Annotated in this window: 10 protein-coding genes and 11 pseudogenes; 11 read left to right on the forward strand and 10 right to left on the reverse strand. The window is 58.2% G+C overall.

Translation table 11 applies throughout. The annotated features are described in order from the left end of the window. Positions 1-49 precede the first annotated feature (49 nt). The 3 genes and pseudogenes from G6N73_RS39005 to G6N73_RS38835 form a co-directional block, all read left to right on the forward strand. Positions 50-199 (forward strand): annotated as a pseudogene (locus G6N73_RS39005) (ISNCY family transposase); the annotation flags it as partial. Positions 200-285: 86 nt separating this feature from the next. Next, on the forward strand, positions 286-867 hold the full coding sequence (locus G6N73_RS39010) for a hypothetical protein (protein ID WP_484477017.1): 582 nt from the start codon (positions 286-288) through the stop codon (positions 865-867). Beyond that, entirely contained in the window at positions 827-1,291 is a 465-nt protein-coding gene (locus tag G6N73_RS38835) for a transposase (RefSeq protein ID WP_425484168.1), read from the forward strand. Before G6N73_RS39010 ends, G6N73_RS38835 begins: the two co-directional genes overlap by 41 nt. A 467-nt stretch (positions 1,292-1,758) precedes the next feature. On the opposite strand, the gene G6N73_RS30300 is transcribed toward G6N73_RS38835, so the two are convergent. Together G6N73_RS30300 and G6N73_RS30305 are read right to left on the reverse strand one after the other, a co-directional pair. Next, positions 1,759-3,189: a KamA family radical SAM protein gene (locus G6N73_RS30300; RefSeq protein WP_165033662.1), complete on the reverse strand. Its 1,431-nt coding sequence runs from the start codon at positions 3,187-3,189 to the stop codon at positions 1,759-1,761. Positions 3,190-3,460: 271 nt separating this feature from the next. Beyond that, positions 3,461-3,631 (reverse strand): annotated as a pseudogene (locus tag G6N73_RS30305) (IS110 family transposase); the annotation flags it as partial. 14 nt (positions 3,632-3,645) lie between these two features. Here G6N73_RS30305 and G6N73_RS30310 point away from each other — a divergent pair. From G6N73_RS30310 to G6N73_RS30320, 3 pseudogenes are all read left to right on the forward strand, one after another. Further along, positions 3,646-3,977 (forward strand): annotated as a pseudogene (locus G6N73_RS30310) (transposase); the annotation flags it as partial. A 107-nt stretch (positions 3,978-4,084) separates the two neighbouring features. Beyond that, positions 4,085-4,871: pseudogene (locus G6N73_RS30315) on the forward strand (leucine zipper domain-containing protein). Positions 4,872-4,956: 85 nt separating this feature from the next. Further along, positions 4,957-5,985 (forward strand): annotated as a pseudogene (locus tag G6N73_RS30320) (IS110 family RNA-guided transposase). A gap of 453 nt (positions 5,986-6,438) precedes the next feature. On the opposite strand, the gene G6N73_RS30325 reads toward G6N73_RS30320, so the two are convergent. Next, a complete protein-coding gene (locus tag G6N73_RS30325) occupies positions 6,439-7,551 on the reverse strand; it encodes a saccharopine dehydrogenase family protein (RefSeq protein ID WP_165033663.1) in 1,113 nt (370 codons plus the stop codon). A gap of 808 nt (positions 7,552-8,359) precedes the next feature. On the opposite strand from G6N73_RS30325, the gene G6N73_RS30330 reads away from it, so the two are divergent. Next, on the forward strand, positions 8,360-9,655 hold the full coding sequence (locus G6N73_RS30330) for an ATP-grasp domain-containing protein (RefSeq protein ID WP_165033664.1): 1,296 nt from the start codon (positions 8,360-8,362) through the stop codon (positions 9,653-9,655). Positions 9,656-9,754: 99 nt separating this feature from the next. On the opposite strand, the pseudogene G6N73_RS37385 reads toward G6N73_RS30330, so the two are convergent. Beyond that, positions 9,755-9,884, reverse strand: a pseudogene (locus G6N73_RS37385) (transposase); the annotation flags it as partial. Positions 9,885-10,495: 611 nt separating this feature from the next. Here G6N73_RS37385 and G6N73_RS30335 point away from each other — a divergent pair. Then, positions 10,496-10,833 (forward strand): annotated as a pseudogene (locus G6N73_RS30335) (transposase); the annotation flags it as partial. A 189-nt stretch (positions 10,834-11,022) separates the two neighbouring features. Continuing rightward, positions 11,023-11,457 (forward strand): annotated as a pseudogene (locus G6N73_RS30340) (transposase domain-containing protein); the annotation flags it as partial. Between the two features lie 13 nt (positions 11,458-11,470). Here the strand turns inward: G6N73_RS30340 and G6N73_RS30345 are convergent. The 4 genes and pseudogenes from G6N73_RS30345 to G6N73_RS30355 form a co-directional block, all read right to left on the reverse strand. Next, a complete protein-coding gene (locus G6N73_RS30345) occupies positions 11,471-12,379 on the reverse strand; it encodes a LysR substrate-binding domain-containing protein (protein WP_165033665.1) in 909 nt (302 codons plus the stop codon). A gap of 215 nt (positions 12,380-12,594) precedes the next feature. After that, positions 12,595-13,016 (reverse strand): annotated as a pseudogene (locus G6N73_RS37390) (saccharopine dehydrogenase family protein); the annotation flags it as partial. Between the two features lie 78 nt (positions 13,017-13,094). Next, the gene (locus G6N73_RS30350) at positions 13,095-13,934 is read right to left on the reverse strand and encodes a 2OG-Fe(II)-dependent halogenase WelO5 family protein (RefSeq protein WP_165033666.1); all 840 of its coding nucleotides are present in this window, start codon (positions 13,932-13,934) and stop codon (positions 13,095-13,097) included. 677 nt (positions 13,935-14,611) lie between these two features. Beyond that, a complete protein-coding gene (locus G6N73_RS30355) occupies positions 14,612-15,358 on the reverse strand; it encodes a LuxR family transcriptional regulator (protein ID WP_165033667.1) in 747 nt (248 codons plus the stop codon). A 353-nt stretch (positions 15,359-15,711) separates the two neighbouring features. On the opposite strand from G6N73_RS30355, the pseudogene G6N73_RS37395 reads away from it, so the two are divergent. After that, positions 15,712-15,882, forward strand: a pseudogene (locus G6N73_RS37395) (transposase); the annotation flags it as partial. Positions 15,883-16,032: 150 nt separating this feature from the next. Here the strand turns inward: G6N73_RS37395 and G6N73_RS30360 are convergent. Beyond that, complete coding sequence (locus tag G6N73_RS30360) at positions 16,033-16,872, reverse strand: 2OG-Fe(II)-dependent halogenase WelO5 family protein (RefSeq protein WP_165033666.1); 840 nt, start codon at positions 16,870-16,872, stop codon at positions 16,033-16,035. Then, positions 16,865-18,121, reverse strand: coding sequence for a diaminobutyrate--2-oxoglutarate transaminase (ectB, locus tag G6N73_RS30365; RefSeq protein ID WP_165033668.1), 1,257 nt, complete (start codon positions 18,119-18,121; stop codon positions 16,865-16,867). Before ectB ends, G6N73_RS30360 begins: the two co-directional genes overlap by 8 nt. 549 nt (positions 18,122-18,670) lie before the next feature. Between ectB and G6N73_RS30370 the strand changes: the two are divergent. After that, positions 18,671-19,364 (forward strand): annotated as a pseudogene (locus tag G6N73_RS30370) (NAD-dependent epimerase/dehydratase family protein); the annotation flags it as partial.

Consider the following 19,364-nt stretch of genomic DNA (forward strand, 5'->3'; position numbering starts at 1 on the left):
CATATTCGATCTTTTCGCCACGCACGAGATCGGCCACGAGCTGAAGGCGATGTCACAGTGGCTTGACGAGCATGGCGATCTGCTTGCGTTGGTGGGGCGCGATCTGAGCCGGCACGCCGTCAAGGCCACCGGACGGCAAGGCCTGTCCGCCGAAGCGGTCTTGCGTTGCGCGCTCCTCAAGCAATACCGCCAGCTGAGCTATCAGGAGTTGGCGTTCCACCTCGAGGACTCCGCGTCATTCCGAGCCTTTGCCCGCCTGCATGGCCTTGGAGCCCGCAGAAGTCGGTGCTGCAAAAGACGATCAGCGCGATCCGGCCCGAGACCTGGGAGGAGATCAATCGAGCACTGCTGTCGAGCGCTCGGAAGGCGAAGCTGGAGGACGGCGCGGTCGTGCGGCTGGACAGCACCGTGACCTCAGCACTCATGCACGAACCGAGCGATAGCAGCCTGCTGTGGGATGCTGTGCGGGTCATGGTGCGCCTGCTCAAGCAAGCTGATGCCTTGATCGGCGGCGCCGGCTTGGCATGGCGCGATCATAGCCGCGCAGCCAAGAAGCGCGCCCGCAAGATCCAGTTCACGCGTGGTCGCCCTAACCGTGTCCAACTCTACCGCGAGCTGATCGCGATCGCCCATGCGACCTTGGCGTATGTACGACAGGCGGAAATGCGACTGGCTGTGGCGGCCAATCCGTTCGTCGAACTCTGGCAGGCCCGGGTTCGTCACTATCGACCGCTGATCGAACGCGTCATCCAACAGAGCGAGCGGCGGGTGTTGGCCGGTGAGCCGGTGCCGGCCGGCGAGAAGTTGGTCAGCCTGTTCGAACCCCATGCCGATATCATCGTCAATACGGTCACAAGCTCAACCTGACCACTGGCAGGAGCGGCATGATTCTCGATCTGGTGATCGAAGCCGGCAATCCGGCCGACAGCGAACGGTTGCTGCCGATGCTGGAGCGCCATGTAGCCTTCTATGGCCAGGCGCCGCGGCAGGCGGCCGCCGATGGCGGCTTCGCCACGCGCGACAATCTAGCCACAGCGAAGACATGGGGCGTCTCCGACATGGCCTTCCACAAGAAAGCCGGCCTCAGGATCGAGGACATGGTCAGAAGCAACTGGGCTACCGCAAGCTCCGCAACTTCCGCGCCGGCATCGAAGCCGGCATCTCTTGCCTCAAACGTGCTTACGGCTTGGCACGCTGCACCTGGCGCGGGCTTGACCACTTCAAGGGCTACGTCCGGTCCTCGGTCGTGGCCTACAACCTCGTCCTCTTCACCCGCCTGAAACCAAGCTGATCCCACCTCGGCATCGCAGGTGCCCCCGCCGGCAAGCGCCGGCCCGCGGGTGGCGTGTGCCTGATCGTGCAGAATGACACCGGTTGGGCGACAATCAGCGCTTTGGACCCGTCCATGCCCGTCAAACGCGCCTCCACCCTGGCGCAAGCCCCTGTAAATGCGCCGAAATACGCTCGTTTATGGACGCAACTAGCTAGAAGCCGCTCCAGCCCTGGCGCAGCTCTATGCGACGGTGCGGCTGATCGTGAACTTCGTCCAGCCCTCCTCAAGCTGGCTGGAAAGGAGCGGGACGGATCCCCCGTTGCGCAAGCCTTATCATCCCTCCGCGACACCCTGCCAACAACTGCTGGCAGAAGCAATCGACTCGGACACGCATCTATGCGGTCGGTGTATTTGCACTTGGTGCAGTTCGGTGACGACGTAGGTCACAATTGGCTCCCGTGTTGCTCGAATGCCCCTAATTGCGCCTACTCCGCCGCCTGGAGAAATGCGGGCTTAATCCCGTACATCGAGTAGAGACCGGCCTCATCGAAGATCACACGGTCGTCATAGCCGCAGAACCAGATTGCGTCCGGGTTTCGACCGACGATGGTCACCTTGCATCGATCCCGCGCATCCGCGGCCGACCGCAGTAGCTTGAAGATCACTACGCCCCTTTCGCCGCCGGGGATGCTTGGTACGGGCTCCTTGGTAACAGCGGCGACTTCGGTCTTGCCCTTATAGTGAGTGATCGAAAGCCGCGCATGCGCCTCGACGCCGGACAGACCCTTCTGCGACTCGTTCAGAACCTGCCACGCTCGCTCGATCGGGATATTGAACGCCTTGTGGCCGATTATGTCGCGGCCGCAAAAGAAGTAGTGGTTCTCAATGCCGTTGCGGAGCGTTTCGCGCTGCATGATCCGCAGCGCTTCGGAATCGTCGTTTATGTCGCGAATGATCGGCGACTGATTATGAATGGTGATCCAGCCCCGCCGGGCGAGTTGCTTGACCGCGGCCCGCGTCTCGGCAATCCATTCGAGCCCACCGCCAGGATTGTCAATGTAGCCGCCATCCGGTGTCTTGCGGAGAAATTCGTCGGGATGGTTGAAGTGCACCACCATCCGCATGCTGACTTCCGGATAAGCTTGGTGGAAGGCATCCAGCATCGCAAAGAAAGTCTGGTCGAACCGCTGCGGATGAAATGCCAGTTCCTTGGTGCCAATGCGGATATTCTCGACGCCGGCTTCGGCGAGCCCAGCCAGCCAAGCTGCGATGTTCTTGTTTCCCAGAACCATTGGATCGCCGCCCGACATCAGGATCTCGCGTAGTTTTTCGCGGCCGGTCTCGGGATGGCGGCCGCCATTCGAGGCCACCAGCTTGTTGTGCTCACGTATATATTCGACAATTTCACCGAGCTGTGCCAACCCCTTTGGAGCTACAATGCCGTCCTCGCGGGTGATCTGCTTGTGGCCGATCAGTTCCTCGCGATAGCAGAAGCGACAATGGGCGGAGCAGGTGGAGGCCACGTACAGTAGACCAAGCTCGTATTTATGGATCAGCCCCTCGCGCGGGCTGTAGGTCATCTGCTTGCCCGGATCTTCCGCGCCGTCGAGATCGTAGGTCTCTTTCGGGCTGGCTTTCATCAGCGTCTGCATGGGCCGGCTGTATTGCGCCTGCTCGTAGTAGTGCCGCGTGATCTTGATCGGCATCCTGGCTTCCAGATCTCTCGGGGTGCCTTTCAGCTCGAGGATTTGATCAAGTTCTTCTCGTGAATAGAAGCCGCGCATATCTTGGGGCACATCCTCTCTGGCGAACTTGGCGATGCCGGTGATGATCTGCCGGTCGTATTTGCCGTTGACGACTTTGTCCAGAAACGCCTGCTCACGCTGTGAGGGCAAGTATTTTTCTACGGTACTCACGGCGCACACCTCCATATCCGGCAGACCTGTAGCAGAGGCCGATCCGAGTGAACGTATTGATTTTCTCCTGCCTGGTTTTCGGATGCACCGTCCGGACTTACAAGCGCATATTTGTCACCAGTTAATGACGCGTATTCATGAATCCAGTATTCTTGGAATTGGTATTGAAAGCCGTACCGTTAAGCCTGCTTCAACAATGCTGTGCTCACCGGTTTCAAATAGCCACATCTGTTGCGGGAGATGAATCGCACTTGATTGTTTTTTTGGCACCGAAAGGCACGGTCGGCCGCGTGACCGCCTCGCAGATCGCCTCTGCATCGGTCTGCGCGCTCACGTATGGTTTGACGTAGGACGGGCGGGCATCAAGCAAACCTCATGGCCAATCTCGATCAGTGCCGCGCCCAAAAAAATACGATGATGCACAGGCTTCGATTCCGACAAGAAGGCCCGATTGAGCTGGGCTGCCCTGTCCGTTTCGCGCTCACGGCAGGCCAGAAGGGCGACACGCCGCAAGCCGACGCCCTGATCGCCGACCTGCCCGCCGACTTCGACAGTGATCGCCTGCGCAACGCCATCGCCGACAAAGGGGCCGTCGCCGTGATCCCCACGACCCGTCCCGCGCCCAAAAGCACCCGCTGGACAAGCACCTTTACGCACAACGGCACCTGATCGAATGCTGCTTCTCGAAGCTCAAGCAGTTCCGGCGCGTCGATACGCGCTTCGAGAAAACGGCCAGAAACTATCTCGCCGTCGTCACAATCGCTGCCACCATCCTATGGATCAGGTAAGTGTCCAAACTGCCTAGCCTGCGCTGTAAGCTTTCAATACGTTGTCCATTCGACCCTGACCGAAAAGACTGAGGTTGTCGAAGCTTCAGTGACTCCCGGAGGATCGGATGAACGTCCATAAGAATGCCCGTCTCACGCGGCACGGTCGAGAGCGAATTGTGACGCAGGTCGAGAGCGGGCAAACATCGGAGGCCGTTGCCGAAGCCGCAGGTGTTTGCCCGCGGACTGTCCGCAAATGGATCGACCGATACTGCCGCGAAGGGCTGGGCGGATTGGACGATCGCTATCACGGCCGCATCGGTTACGCCGGCCGACGTCTGTGGAAATCGTCGAAACGATCGCGCGGCTGCGTCGCCAGCGTTGGACGGGCAAGCAGATCGCGAGCGAGGCCGGCGAGACGCCGGCAACTGTCAGTCGTGCTCTGCGCCGCTTGGGCCTCAACAAACTGAGCGCCCTGGAGCCCGAACCCGTGCGCCGCTATGAACGGGAGCATCCGGGCGAACTCATTCATCTCGACATCAAGAAGCTTGGCTGCATCGGCTCGGTGGGGCATCGCATCACCGGACGGCGGACAGGCGTGGTCAACCGTCATCCCGGCATTGGCTGGGAGTTCGTCCGCGTTTGCATTGATGACGCCTCTCGCGTCGCTTTTGTGCAGATCATGCCGGATGAGCGCAAGGCGAGCGCCGTTGCCTTCCTGGAAGCTGCCGTCGCCTACTATGCCAAGCTGGGCATTCGGGTCGAGCGCGTGATGCCCGAGCCTGCAACAGCTCTCAAGAACGCGCGGGCCGAGTTGCTGCATTGGCTTCACCGATATAATTGGCACAGGCCTCACGGCAGCTAGGATCAAAACCACCCATCAGCCGACTCGGCCGTACGAGGACAACCTGTTGAGATGGGATGGTTGCCGCCCTCCCCAGACGGCATCGCAGTGTGCCAAAATGTGGTGTTTCAGCCACCAAGCGGAGAGGACGGCAATATGAAGAATACGATGATTGGGGTGGATTTGGCAAAGAATGTAATCGTGCTCCACGGCGCGTCGATTAACGGCTATGTGAAGTTTCGAAAGAAGCTGTCACGCCTCCAGTTTCAGAAGTTCATGACGGAGCATCCGTCGGCAGTGGTTGTGAAGGAAGCCTGCGGCAGCGCCCATTACTGGGCTCGGGAGATGACCAGGCTCGGCCATGAGGTGAAGCTGATCGCGCCGTAATATGTGAAGCCTTTCGTAAAGCGCCAGAAGAACGATGCCGCCGATGCCGAGGCGATTGTGATTGCGGCCCAGCGGCCGGAGATGCGATTCGTCGAGCCGAAATCGGAAGAACAGCAGGCCAGGGCAGTGTTGTTCCGAGCTCGCCAGCGTCTTGTCCATCAGCGCACCGATCTGGTGAATGCATTGCGTGCCATTCTCTACGAATACGGCCACGTCGTCGCGCAAGGCATCCACCACCTCACTCGCATTAAGGAGATCGTCGAGGAAACAAAGAGCAATCTGCCCGAACTGGTCCGCCACGAATGCCAGGACCTTATCGACCAGATTGCATGGAAGACGCAGCGGATCGAGGCCAAGACCGTGCAGCTCAGGAAGCTGGCGACAGAAACCGAAACAGTGCGGCGGCTGCAGACCATGCCGGGAGTTGGCCCGCTGACCGCGCTGGCGGTTGAAGCATTCGCACCCGACATGGCCAGCTTCAAACGCGGCCGGGACTTCGCGGCTTGGCTGGGCCTTGTCCCACGGCAGCATTCCTCGGGAGGTAAGGAACGCCTCGGGCGGGTTTCGAAAGAGGGACAAGCCGACATTCGCCAATTGCTCATCATCGGGGCCATGTCACGTTTGAACTGGCTAGGTCGCAGATCGATCTCCACGGGATCTTGGCTGGCGCATATGCTGGCGAGAAAGCCGCGAATGCTCGTGGCGATCGCCCTGGCGAACAAGATGGCGCGGGCAATCTGGACGATGCTGAGAACGAATGAGGATCATCGGAATCCGGCGTCGGCTGCGGCTGCATGATCGACCTGCAGCAAACAGCCCGGCACTGGTAAAGGGGGTGTGAGAAGGCGACGACCCGAATGGGCGCAACGATCGAACAGATCTGGATCAGGAAAACCAGCTGGAGCCAAAGAGCCAATGCGCTCGTTGTTGAGATTTGGACCTGATCTGCAGATCACCATACCGGCCAGCGGCTTCTGGACATGCCGCACATGAAGGCCTGACAGAAGACCGCACTCGATCACACGTCGAAAAGGGCCAGAAGCCTCTTGCATTACGGGCGGCAACCACAGAAGGCTCCACAGCTAGCTCGCGCCTGCTGTTTCTGCCGATGAAAAAGCGCCGAATCCTACTATTTCGCCTGGCCGCGCGGCCGAAAGAACCATCCCCCGCTCGTGACCTTTCGAAACTGGCTGGTCGCGGAAACGACCGCCGATCGATAAGGACCGCCAGAATGCCACGGGAAACGCCCGCTCAGGCCGCAGTCGTGACATGATGCTTCGCCGCGTCTCCTTGCCGATAACAGACCCCGAAGCGGTTCTCCAGAAATGCGTCGAGCCCGATATCTTCCTGCCGGATGAAGCCCTGGGCTGAAATCTTGCCGCCGACAAGGAGATCGAGAACCGCGCAGATGCTGGATGCGGTGGTGATCTGAATCGCGCTTGTGATGCGCCCGCCGACCTCGGCGCTATAGATTTTGTTCGCGTAGGTTTCCTGGACTAACCGGCCGTCTCTGCGTCCAGAGACGGTCACGAAGACGATCACGACATCCTGCATCGTGGTCGGCAGGGCGTGTTCGAGTATGTCCTTCAGCACATCGCGGCGGTGCCGCAATCCCAAGTCGTGCAAAAGCGTCTTCATGATCGCGGCATGACCCGGATAGCGTATGGTCCGGTAGTTGAGTGTGTTGACCTTGCCCCTCAGCGTTTCGCAGAACGTCCCGAGGCCGCCGGAGGTGTTGAAGGCCTCGTAGGTGACGCCGTCGAGCGAGAATTCTTCACGTTCCTCCAGAGCGGGGACCTCAATGAGGTCGCCGTTGACGATCGCTTCGCAGGGCTGGATGTACTCATTGATGACCCCCTCAGTGCTCCAGGTGAGATTGTAGTTCAGGGCATTGCTCGGAAATTTCGGGAGCGCGCCTACGCGCAGACGCACACTATCGAGACTGTCGAACTTGCGCGCAAGATCGCTCGCGACGATCGAGATGAAACCCGGCGCCAAACCACATTGAGGGATGAACGCCAATTTGGCGACCTTGGCAATCCGTTTCACCTGCCGGGTAGACTCGACGTCTTCCGTGAGGTCGAGATAATGCACGCCGGCTTTGGCCGCGGCGGTGGCGATGGCGACGGTGAGTTGGAAAGGGGCCGCGCTTAAGACCGCGAACTTTCCGGAGAGTTGCGCGGTCAGGGCTGCTTCGTCGGTGATGTCGAGCTTTGCCGCCCAGAGCGTGGGACCGGTTTCGATCTCTGCCAATTGTTCAGCGCTGCGGTCGACGACCGCGACGCGATAATTCCCACTATCCGCCAGCAAGCGCGCGATCGTTGAGCCGATTTTGCCTGATCCGATGACGACGACGTCTTTCATTATCTCCTCCTGCAACAGCCACGACGGTCTGACATCGTTCACTTACCAGCTCGTGGAGCTGATTTTTGTAAAGGTTCTATTAATTCGATCAGATGCAGGGCCAACTTGAGAAAATGCTGGTTTCGGACAAAGATCGCCAACTTCTGGTGTACTCACGAAAAACGCGCGCACGCCCACCGCCGTGCTCGCTCGGAGGTTGGGCCTGTCGCCGCTCAGGCGCGGCTCGACCGAGCTGAAGCAGGAACTCCAAGTGATCACGTCAAGCATAGCACAGTGGCTACAGAGAAGGCGCCCAAAGTGGGGTCGCGCGAAGTCTGGGCCTTATGCCAGCACAGTGGTCGGCGGCCCGGAGACGGCTTCGGCGTGCGGGAATGGTTGAGCAGCACATTGCTCCCCTGGCCCCTGTTTGCCGCTTCCGTCTCGCATGGACGGCGTTGCCTTACTTTGCAATGTCTTCTGAAGAGCCGAGTGTGTAACGAAAGGCGCATGCTCGGTTTGGGGAGAGGCGGAAAGAATCCGAGGTTACAAGGCGGCGAGGCGCTTACCGCCTATTCCACCATCGGTGATAGGGCCCTCCGCCCCCCTTGAGGCCCGAAATCTCCGATTTAATCCAAGTCAGGGGTTCCGTGTCACACACCGCCGGCAACTAAAGCGTTGCAACAGATCCTTCAACTAAATTTACAGAGTCTTTGCGACTGCAGATAACTGCCAGTGATACCTTCACTACAACGTCTGAGGCAGGCAGGACTGAAAACTAAAGCCTGTTACGCTCGGATCGCCGCACAGCAGGCAACGGAGGTCGATGCCAATGACAAGAAGAGCGCTCATCCTGCTTGAAGGCCATGGGAGTATTGGTCTGCAATACGTGAAAGCGGCCCAGCGTCTTGGTCTTCATCCAATTACCCTGTCGGCTGATCCAACTCAGTACGACTATCTTGCGGCGGAAGGCATTGAGGCAATGCAGGTCGACACCGACAACCTTGATGCACTGATCCACAAATGTTCCCGGCTGCGTGCGATCTATGGCATTGCTGGTATCACTGGTTTTTCGGGCGCGGACGAGTCGGTCTATGTGACAGTCGGCAAGCTCTGCCGGCATTTCGATCTACCGGGACCAAACCCCGAATCGATTGAACGATGCTGCGACAAATTCACTCAACGTCAGCTCCTCGCCGAGGCCGGCGTTCCAATGCCGGCTTATCGGTTGGCAGCGAATGCGACGGACGTAGAAAGCTCGGCCGCGGAGATCGGCCTGCCGGTGGTTCTTAAGCCAGCTGTGGGCAGCGGCAGCATGGGTGTCCGATTGTGTCGCAACGCCCATGAGTTGGCCGAACATACGACATATCTGTTGGGCGGGCAGCACATATGGCAGTCTTCGCCGAAGATACTGGTCGAAGAATTCGCACAAGGCCGCTTTTTTGGCGCTCATATGATGGGAAATGAAGTCATTGGGATTGACACCGCTGACTTCGACCCCCCACCGTCTTTCGTCTTTCGTCATTTGACCTGCCCGGCGCCGCTGACTGAGGACGAGTATGAGCGTATCGTTAATGTATCGCTGAGCTGTTTGCCAGCTCTCGGCCTTGGCTGGGGGCCAATGACTGTTGAACTCCGGTGGACGAAGCGTGGCCCAGTCGTCATTGAAGTCAATCCGCGTGTTCCAGGTGGGACCAGTCCTCGGCTGGTTCAGGCGGCCTGCGGTGTCGATCTGATCACCGAGCACATCAAGCTTGTCATCGGCGAGGAATGGGATTTGCGCGGAACGCATTCGCACATTGCGGCCGCGCAGTGCCTAAATGCTGATCGCGATGGCATCCTCGAGTGGATCGATGGTGACAGTCGCGCGGCTGCTGTACCAGGTGTCGCCGAGGTTAAATTGTACATTAAACCCAAGACGCCTATCGTCAGGAAGGGCGACCACCGAGACCGCATCGGACATGTCATCGCCGCTTCACCCAGCCGTGCCCAGACCGATGCGATACTTCAGTGTGCCATCGACTTGATTCATTGGTCGATCACCCCATTTTCGCCAGTCGGCGGCCAGGAACAATCTGTCGCGTGTCACATCTCCGCACCAACTCAGGCGGCGCCAGATGAGAGGTGATCGTCGCTGGACATTGGTGCAGCTGAGAGCGCGAGGGAAATCGAATCTGTAGCCGAAGTACTGTGGGTGGGAGGAATGGTACGCCGCGGATCAGGAGGCGCGAATTGCCGTTTCACCGGATTGATAGCGTGCCGGGGTGAAGCCCAGAAGCGCGCCCACTTCCCTTGGCCGGCGAAAGCAGTCCGGCTGATCGATCGTGCACGGAGGCGAGCGCGGTGATCGGCCCAATTCATCAGCCGCCAACAGACTTGCTCCTGCGGGCGATGTCGAGAACCTGCTTCGGTTAACGAAGCGGCTCATCGGTACCTCATCGATTGGCGCCATGTCGAAATATGACATCATAGCCAAGCGCAGGTTCTCCGCTGTCTTTGGGAGGTCCTCATACCAGAATTCTTACGACCTGGCGTCGGGAATACCGGAGCGGCGTTCTTGGCGATGCGGCTGCACATGGCTTCCTGCCGCTGGCGATTTCGCCGCCGGAAGCCGCGTCTCGCGAGGTGGTCTCGCAGCCTCGGTCCGACATTGAGGTGCAGATCGAGATCGGTCTGCCGAATGGCCGCCGCCTGACCATCCCGGCGACGCTCGATCCGAAATCCTGGCCCGTCTGGAGGCGTCATGATCGTCTTTTCCGGCCGGGGTGAAGGTCTTGATCGCGGGTCGTGACGGCGATGCGTTGCGGCATGAACAGCCTGGCGCTGAAGGTGCAGGAAGGGCTCGGGCGCGACCCTCATGGCGGCGAGATCTTATGCTTTTCGGGGACGCAAGATGGCGTATCCGGCTTGAGCCTAATCCTTAGACCGCAGTGGATAATGGGAGAAAGGTGCTGCGCGTCGAGCGATGGTAATAGAGCCGCTGCTGACAGCGAGGGGTAACCTGCGTGAGGAATTCTCCCGGTTGCACAAAAAAGTCCTGGACGTCTCGCGCAATGATGAGACGTGCCGGCTGCTGATGAAGGTTCGGGGTGTGGGCCCCCTCGTATCGTTGGCGTTCACGAGGACCACGATATTCCGCAGCGGTTCAGGAATTCGAAAGCTGTTGGACCGCTGCCGGGGCTGACGCCGAAGCTTACCGAGTCGAGCGAAAGCGAGACCGTTGGATGCACATCGCTGTGCGGTGACGCGATGATGCGAACACTGCTTTACGAAGCAGCCCACACCCTACTGACCGATGTGAGAAGGCGCGGAAGTTCATCTGGCCGGTCAGCCAGAACCGCTCTGCCATTCCTGTTTCGTCAGCGCAATTGGGCTGCCTCCTTGAAGGGGTCGATTGGCGTAATTCACGCTGGACACAGCGACCTTCGAAAGCAGGATCATGTCTTTATTCCCCTGTTGTTAAGTTTCCTCTTCGGAGCATGGTGGCGTTCCGTCATGGATGGAGCGGCCCCGGAGATTGCCAAATTGCGCGCCGCGCTTGCGGCATCGGAGGCTCGTGCCGCCTCGGCCGAGCCACACTCGCACAGGTGTGCGCTGTCGCCACGACCTCCGAGGCGATGATCAGGCGCCTCAAGCTCGAGATCACCAAACTGCGGCCGGAGCAGTATGGCCAGAGCTCGGAACGCCGCGCCCGGCTGATCGACCAGATGGAGTTGGAACTCGAAGGCCTCGAGGCCGGCGCCACCGGCAGAACGCGCCGCGGCGGTGATCACGAACGTTTCTGCGTTCGAACGTCGTCGTCCGGCACGCAAACCGTTCTCTGAACACTTGCCGCGCGAGCGGTTGGTCATCGAGGCTCCCTCGACCCGCACCTGCTGCGGTTCGGCTCGTATCGTAAAGATGGGCCAAGACATCGCCGAGACGCTGGAGAACCTAGTCGTGGCTATGCGTCATGCTGGTGCCGCGTGGTCGACATCAGCCAGCGCGTAAAAGAGTTTACCTGCGGGTTAACGTCGCCGGCCGCGCTGACTACAAAATAGCTGCTGTGCGTCTTCAAGGGCGTGTCGCTTAGCGGGATTAAAACGCCACACTCGAGCTCCATTTCGATCAAATATCTAGGTAAAAGGGCGGCGCCAATTGAACAAACGGCAGCCGAAATGATTAAGGAAAACTGATCGAAATATCGGCCGCTCAGCAGCCGCTTATCAGTGGTTCCGTGCATGGCGAACCAGTCAATCCATGCGCTTTCGCGAGTAATGAGATGCAGAAGTGGAGCCTCCGCGAGGCGAGCAGGTTCGCTTGCCGAGTACATATCGCAGAATTTGGGTGATGCAACCGGCAGCATTTCCTCATCGAATAACTTGCTCATACGTGCGTCGGGCCAGTTGGCCTTTCCGAAATGGATCGCGAGATCGAAGCGCTCTCGTGTGAGGTCAAAGGGTACGGTGCGGGTCTCCAGTTTGATTTCGACGCTGGGATTGTCGTTCAGAAAAGTCCCCAATCTCGGGATAAGCCAACGACTGGCAAATGTGGGGAGGATGCCAATACGCAACGTGGCATTTCGCTCGCCAGCTGCCATCGCCCGCGCCACGGATTGCTTCAGGTTCTCAAGATCGACTGCCAGATCTGCCGCGAACCGCCTGCCAGCCTCGGTCAATGTGACGCGTCGTCCCACCCGCCGGAACATTGTCACGCCGATCGTCTCCTCAAGTTCCTTGACTTGTCTGCTGACGGCGCTCTGCGTGAGATAAAGTTCCTCCGCCGCCTGCGTAAAGCTTTCGTGCCGCGCAGCACTCTCAAAGCTGCGCAACAGGGCGTGGGACGGCAGATTGCGGTGACCTACCGACTGCAAAGCCTCAACACCTTGTATGAGCGGAACTCACAGTTTTTATCTTTTTCATCCATGCAATTCATTTCAAGAGTGGCCCACAAGTTTGCTCCTCGATTGTGAAGAGGATCTTCGTCAGCTCAGCAGGTTCTCCAGAGCTAATTGGGCCTGCGCAGATATGGTGACGACGGCACGGCCGGCTCTTTGAGACGCGCAAAGTTCGAGGCCTTCGTCGGGGTTAGATGAAGATCGTGAAGCAGCGTCTTCATCAGGGCGGCGTGGCCTGGATATCGGATACTGCGATAGTCCAGCGTCCGCACTTTGCCGTGTAAGGCGTCGCATAGCGTGCCCAAACCGCCGGTGGTACTGAAGCTTCATAGCACACTCCGTCGACAGAGAATTCCTCGCACTCCTCCAGCGCCGGCACTTCGACACGTCGGCCGCTGGCGATCACCTCGCAAAACTCGCAATACTCGTTGATCACCCCTAGGTTTCCAGGTCAGATTGTCCCGGCAACGCGTTGCCCGGATTGCGGCAGCGCGACCCGCAATCGCACCGAGTCGACGCCGTCGAATCCGGGAATCAGATGATGCGCCACGATAGATATAAACCTGGAGAGGCCGCTTTGTGGAATCAGCGCGCTCTTGGCGGATTGGGCCACGCCGCAGGATATGGCCCGGCTCAAACCGTACGTGCTCTAGTTCGCAGGGGAAGCCGGTCAGTCGCTACGACATCCATCTCAGGTCCACCAGAGAACAAGATCCGGCCGCGCAAACCCGAAAAAGCTGTTCAGCAGCACGCGCCGCTTTCCGTCGCCTGATTGACCGGTGACCCCGTGAACGAAACCGCCATCAATTAGGGCGATATCCCCGGCCTTGAGCTGGAAGTCGCGACGAGGAACGGCGTCGAGATAGGCTGCCGAATAGGGATAGCCCGTGGTCTCCACACCTTGCGACTTTCGGTCCGCGACTGTCGGCTTATGGCTCCAGAGCCGCAGATTGCCGCCTTCCTCGGGCATGCTGGGATAGAAGTTGAGCGCTGCGACGGTGTTCTTGGCCACTGCACAAATCTCGTAGTCGTTCCCAGCACATGCGACTTGAGCGACGTCGTCGTGGGGCTCCAAAGAAAATGTGCCACTGCCAGACCAACTGAGAGCGCGACAAATATTAGCCTGACCCTGCGCCGAACGGGCCAGCCGCAATTCAATGCCCTGGTCGTGCAGCTCGCGCTTCAACGCGTTGAATAACCCGCGGACCGGATCAACCAAATTGCTAAAAAGGGCGTCGACGTACGGTCGCGCAGTTTCCGCCTCCGCGAAATATGTGGCTGCATCCTTCCTGTAGTGCGATGCTCCGACATACTGTCCGGGGACGCCATCTTTACGCTCCTTGAGACCGGGACTGCCAACAAAGTTCGCGGTGATCTCCTCGGCTACTTCGGCGCTGAACGCTTGCTTTATGTGCAGAGCGGTGAGCTCGCCTTTTAGAACGGAGATGATCTCCGCAGTGCTGATCGAGCCGGTCCGTTCTCCAATAACAAGAGGGGAGATGGCTGGCTTTTGAGATGCCTGGTTAGTCATTGGCTTGCTCCTGTAGTGCGCGATCAAGGATGGCGATGCCATGATCGAGCTCGTCATCGGTGGTGGTTATCGGCGGGAGGACCTTGATGACGTCGCGAGTGGCTACTCCCAGAATGGCTCCTCCTCATCTATCTGAGAAACGCGTACAACGAACCTACTAAGGTTGGTAGTCTCTGCCAGAGGCACCTCTGGATCCTGCGATGTAGGCGCGCTCGTTGATGGACCTTCAAAGTTTCAGGGCGATGGCTCGGTAAGACCTTGTGAGGAGCCGCCGCGATGTGCTCTTCATCCCCATAATTTCACGCGGGCGACATCATTCCAGTTCGAGATCCACCGGGGACCTCCGCTATTTGCCCTGTGCCGGACTTCCATTCTCGGAGACCACTCGGCGACGTGACCCGGGAGGTTGAAGCGACGGCGGCACCTCCGAGGACTGCGTTTGGAAGATAGGCAATGTTTGCTTTCTTTGCAGATAAAATCAGACGCAATCTGCGTTGGGGTACCGCTGCCCGCCGGCAGCTTTCCGGCTCACCTAAATGCAGCCACCGCCCCGAGGGGCGGGTTAAAGAAATCTCACAACGCAACCGCTGTTGAGGAATTTCAAGAACTCGTGCTCATGCCCTGCCAGGACAATACTCAAATGCAACTGACTACGGCGTTCTTGTATGACACTATTTTCATACTTGGATAATTCCGAGGCTTGCTGCTTTAATAGCAGCGCCGATTCTGCTGGCCGTATCCAACTTCCGCATCGCGTTTTTTAAATGGAAATTTACGGTGTTTCCGGATATTCCGAGAATCTTTCCTATTTCCCATGATGATTTACCTCTCGCTGTCCACAGAATGCACTCTTTCTCTCTAAGAGAGAGGTCCTGAACTTGCTTCAATGCGTTCGAATTGGCGAATTTCGTAACCTTCACATGGAAATGTAACGCGGCCAGTTGCAAGTATGTGACTGTTTTATTTTGGAATTCGCGGTCCCAGGATTGAGCAAAGCTCACGATGGTAAAGCTGCCAGCGGGGCCGTGCAATGGAACAGTAACGCCAGACTTTAAGCCGAACGTCGCTGCTTCGTCTAAAACGCGCCGTTCATTTTCAGTCGTGCTTGCATCCTTATACACTTCGCTCCATCGAATGGCGCCTACCCCCTTTCGACTTTTCTTGATGATCGGGTCTATTTTGTCATAACCCATTTTGAAGTAGCGTTCCCTCCATCCATTAGGGTAATTCAACATGATCGCCGAATCCGCTTGGGCTGGCTTCAAAACCTTTTGCTCGGGTGCAAGAGGACCATAGGCGGTCCAGGGGCAATCAAAATTCAGCGCAAAAGCAGACAACAGGTCGAACAACTGTTCGAATTGAGCGATACTATCAGTCTGGTCGAGAAATCGGCCTAACTCGACCCCAATCCGCGGGAGTCCCATCGTGTCCCCTTCCTTGCGTTGTCACCGGTGCACAAAGCAGACGGCTGTAAGACCCTGTGGCTCTATAGGCCGTCGCCGGCAGGCCAGCATCGCAAAATGCGCCTGTGATTGCGGTCTGACGCAGACCTGAATATGCCATCGGATCGGGTCTCCTATCGGCACCTGACGAGGGACCTTCAAAATTCGTGCCAGCTTGGCAGCAAAGATTTTATCCTGGTTTATCAATCTAATGGCTAAGGTACGCAGGAAGCTGGCCAAACAGTCCTGTGTCGCAGACGCGACAAACCCTGCATGGATTGCGGGTATTTCCGCCCAATGGGGCGGATCCGCTTCGTTTGTCAAATCAGCATTTCTGCGGCAGGGCGGGGATCAGCCAAGCAAAGTTCCACAATTGACGTAGCAGCCATGGTGGCATTGAAGTGTCGAATGCTCCACGGTTAGAGAGCCTTGAGGAGGAAAACCGTAGGCTCAAGAAGCTGTTGGCGGAATCGATGCTGGACGCCGCGACACCGAAGGAAGCGCTGGAAAGTTCTGGAGAAGGGAGCGCTTCGCGATTTCATGGTAATGTCGTCTTGGATCAGCACGAGGGTGTGTGAGTAAAATACATCCCCGTTACGATGGATGTGGCTGCTTTAACTGCCGGCGGAAGCCGGTCAGTCGCTACGACATCCATCTCAGGTCCACCAGAGAACAAGATCCGGCCGCGCAAACCCGAAAAAGCTGTTCAGCAGCACGCGCCGCTTTCCGTCGCCTGATTGACCGGTGACCCCGTGAACGAAACCGCCATCAATTAGGGCGATATCCCCGGCCTTGAGCTGGAAGTCGCGACGAGGAACGGCGTCGAGATAGGCTGCCGAATAGGGATAGCCCGTGGTCTCCACACCTTGCGACTTTCGGTCCGCGACTGTCGGCTTATGGCTCCAGAGCCGCAGATTGCCGCCTTCCTCGGGCATGCTGGGATAGAAGTTGAGCGCTGCGACGGTGTTCTTGGCCACTGCACAAATCTCGTAGTCGTTCCCAGCACATGCGACTTGAGCGACGTCGTCGTGGGGCTCCAAAGAAAATGTGCCACTGCCAGACCAACTGAGAGCGCGACAAATATTAGCCTGACCCTGCGCCGAACGGGCCAGCCGCAATTCAATGCCCTGGTCGTGCAGCTCGCGCTTCAACGCGTTGAATAACCCGCGGACCGGATCAACCAAATTGCTAAAAAGGGCGTCGACGTACGGTCGCGCAGTTTCCGCCTCCGCGAAATATGTGGCTGCATCCTTCCTGTAGTGCGATGCTCCGACATACTGTCCGGGGACGCCATCTTTACGCTCCTTGAGACCGGGACTGCCAACAAAGTTCGCGGTGATCTCCTCGGCTACTTCGGCGCTGAACGCTTGCTTTATGTGCAGAGCGGTGAGCTCGCCTTTTAGAACGGAGATGATCTCCGCAGTGCTGATCGAGCCGGTCCGTTCTCCAATAACAAGAGGGGAGATGGCTGGCTTTTGAGATGCCTGGTTAGTCATTGGCTTGCTCCTGTAGTGCCTGATTGAGAATGGCAATGCCGTGATCGAGTTCGTCATCTGTGACGACTATCGGCGGGAGGACTTTGATTACGTCACGATTTGGCCCTGAAGATTCGATCAGCAGGCCGTTTTCGAACGCGGCATCGTGCACACGGCCGACGATGGCCTGTGAATGGCACTTGAGGCCGGCCATCAGGCCGCGGCCGCGCTTTTGTTCGATGCACCTGGGAAATTTCGCAACGAGGTGATCAAGGTGTCTTTGAAGCTTGGCAGCCGTCCGCTCGACGCCTGCAGTAAACTGCCTGTCGGACCACATTTTGCACATTGCGCCGGCAGTCACGAAGGCGAGATTGTTGCCTCTGAAGGTCCCGCTATGTTCTCCGGGATTCCATATGTCCAGGTCGGGGCGGATCAGAACAATGGAGAACGGACTGCCTGAACCACTCAGGGATTTCGAGAGGCACACGATGTCGGGTTCGATTTTCGCGAACTCGAATGAGAAGAAATCGCCCGTTCGTCCCGCGCCTGCCTGAATGTCGTCGACGATCAAAACAACGCTGTGCTTACGGCAAATGCGCTGAATTTCTGTGAGCCAAGCTGCGGATGCGGTGTTCATGCCGCCTTCTGCCTGGATGGTCTCCAGAATGATTGCGGCAGGCTTTTCTATGCCGCTCCCTGGGTCGCCCAAAACGCAGTCGATGTAACTCGCGGAATCGAAAGCTTGGTTCGGATAGCCGTCATAGGGGACGCGGATCACATCGTGGCGAGCAACGCCGCCCAACTCCCTGGTCGACGCCGAACCCGACACTGCCAGGGAGCCGAGCGACATGCCATGGAACGCATTTGTGAAGGCCATGACGCTCGAGCGGCCGGTATATTTTCGCGCCAGCGCCAGCGCGGCTTCATTGGCGTTTGTGCCGGTCGGCCCGGGAAACTGTATCTTGTAAGAAAGGCCCCTGGGTTTGAGAATCGAATCGACAAACGCTTCGATGAAGTCGCGCTTTGCCGCTGTATACATATCAAGCGACAGAAGAATATTCTCGCCAGCGAGATATTCAATTGCTGGCGCCATGATAGTCGGGTTGTTGTGTCCGTAGTTAAGCGCGCCGGATCCCACAAGGAAATCGATGAATGGCTTACCGGCCTCGTCCCAGATTGTCGCCCCAACGGCCTTCGTAAAGACAGTGGGAAAAGACCGCCCATAGCGACGAACATTAGACTCATGAGCTGTGAAAATGTCAGTATTCATTTGGGGTCCCTCCGCAGGTAGCGTTCAACGAGAGAGCGCTTGAATGCTTTTGGTTGGTGGGCGGTTGTTCTTCGGTTTCACATAGAACACCGGAACAGCCGGAGGGCGACTTTCCAAAGAATCTGCTAGCCATGGCGACATGCTCCTTGAAGGTTCCGCCATACAATGGAGGCCCGGCTTGCGCGGCAGCTCATCTGCACAGATCCATTTCGAACCCCCCACGGCCATCACGTTGCTCTGCATTCCGATACCTCTCGGTTTATGCGTTGACACGTGCTTGGTTTAGAATTTTTCGAGCAAGCGCCGATACTACGTCATCTGGTAGTAGACGCATTGTTCGGCCCCTATAGAAGGCATGTACCAGTCGATAAAATCAAAAGCTTCGTGCCAGGGGCGGCTCATGTGTGACAGCGCGCTTCCACCATACAACACAGCAAGTTGGGTGTTGCAGGCCCGTTCGGTAGCAACACGCATACTGCGCTCGTCTCAGAAATGGTCGAGGCCGATTGCCGCGCGTACGGCATCACGCTCGATTGAGGTGAAAAGATAATGATTTCGCTGGAGGGCAAACGCATTTGGGTCGCCGGCCATCGCGGCATGGTTGGTCCGCACTGGTGCGCCGGCTGTCCGGCTTGCCCGAGGTAAAGATCCTCACGGCCGACAGTCGTGATCTCGACCTGACCGATCGCGCAGCGACGACCGCCTGGGTTCGGGCACAACGTCCCGACCTGGTTTTCATGGCTGCCGCCAGGGTCGGGGGAATCCTGGCCAACAACGAACGTCCGGTCGACTTCCTCCAGGACAATCTCGCGATCGAACTCTCTACGATCGCGGCCGCATTCGAGGCGGGCGTCGAGAAGTTCATGCTGCTCGGCTCGTCCTGCATTTACCCCAAATTTGCGGCACAACCGATCCAGGAAAGCGCGCTGCTGACAGCGCCGCTCGAGCCGACGAACCAGTGGTACGCGATCGCCAAGATCGCCGGAGTGATGCTGTGCGACGCTTACCGTCAGCAGTTCGGGCGTAGCTTCATCTCGACCATGCCGACAAACCTGTACGGGCCGAATGACAATTTCGACCCGCTTGCGAGCCATGTGGTGGCCGCGACGATTCGAAAGATCGTCGACGCACGCAACGCCGGTAGGAATCGCGTCACGATATGGGGTAGCGGGTCGCCGTTGCGCGAATTCATGCATGTCGACGACCTTGCCGACGCGCTCGTCTTTCTGATGGAGCGCTACGA

Source organism: Allomesorhizobium camelthorni (assembly GCF_011045125.1).
Taxonomy (GTDB): domain Bacteria; phylum Pseudomonadota; class Alphaproteobacteria; order Rhizobiales; family Rhizobiaceae; genus Allomesorhizobium; species Allomesorhizobium camelthorni.

Coding starts and splice junctions, on each gene's coding strand:
- G6N73_RS38835 (WP_425484168.1), top strand. CDS start 827: ATGCCGATATCATCGTCAATACGGTCACAAGCTCAACCTGACCACTGG.
- G6N73_RS30325 (WP_165033663.1), bottom strand. CDS start 7,551: ATGAAAGACGTCGTCGTCATCGGATCAGGCAAAATCGGCTCAACGATC.
- G6N73_RS30330 (WP_165033664.1), top strand. CDS start 8,360: ATGACAAGAAGAGCGCTCATCCTGCTTGAAGGCCATGGGAGTATTGGT.
- G6N73_RS30350 (WP_165033666.1), bottom strand. CDS start 13,934: ATGACTAACCAGGCATCTCAAAAGCCAGCCATCTCCCCTCTTGTTATT.
- G6N73_RS30355 (WP_165033667.1), bottom strand. CDS start 15,358: ATGGGACTCCCGCGGATTGGGGTCGAGTTAGGCCGATTTCTCGACCAG.
- G6N73_RS30360 (WP_165033666.1), bottom strand. CDS start 16,872: ATGACTAACCAGGCATCTCAAAAGCCAGCCATCTCCCCTCTTGTTATT.
- ectB (WP_165033668.1), bottom strand. CDS start 18,121: ATGAATACTGACATTTTCACAGCTCATGAGTCTAATGTTCGTCGCTAT.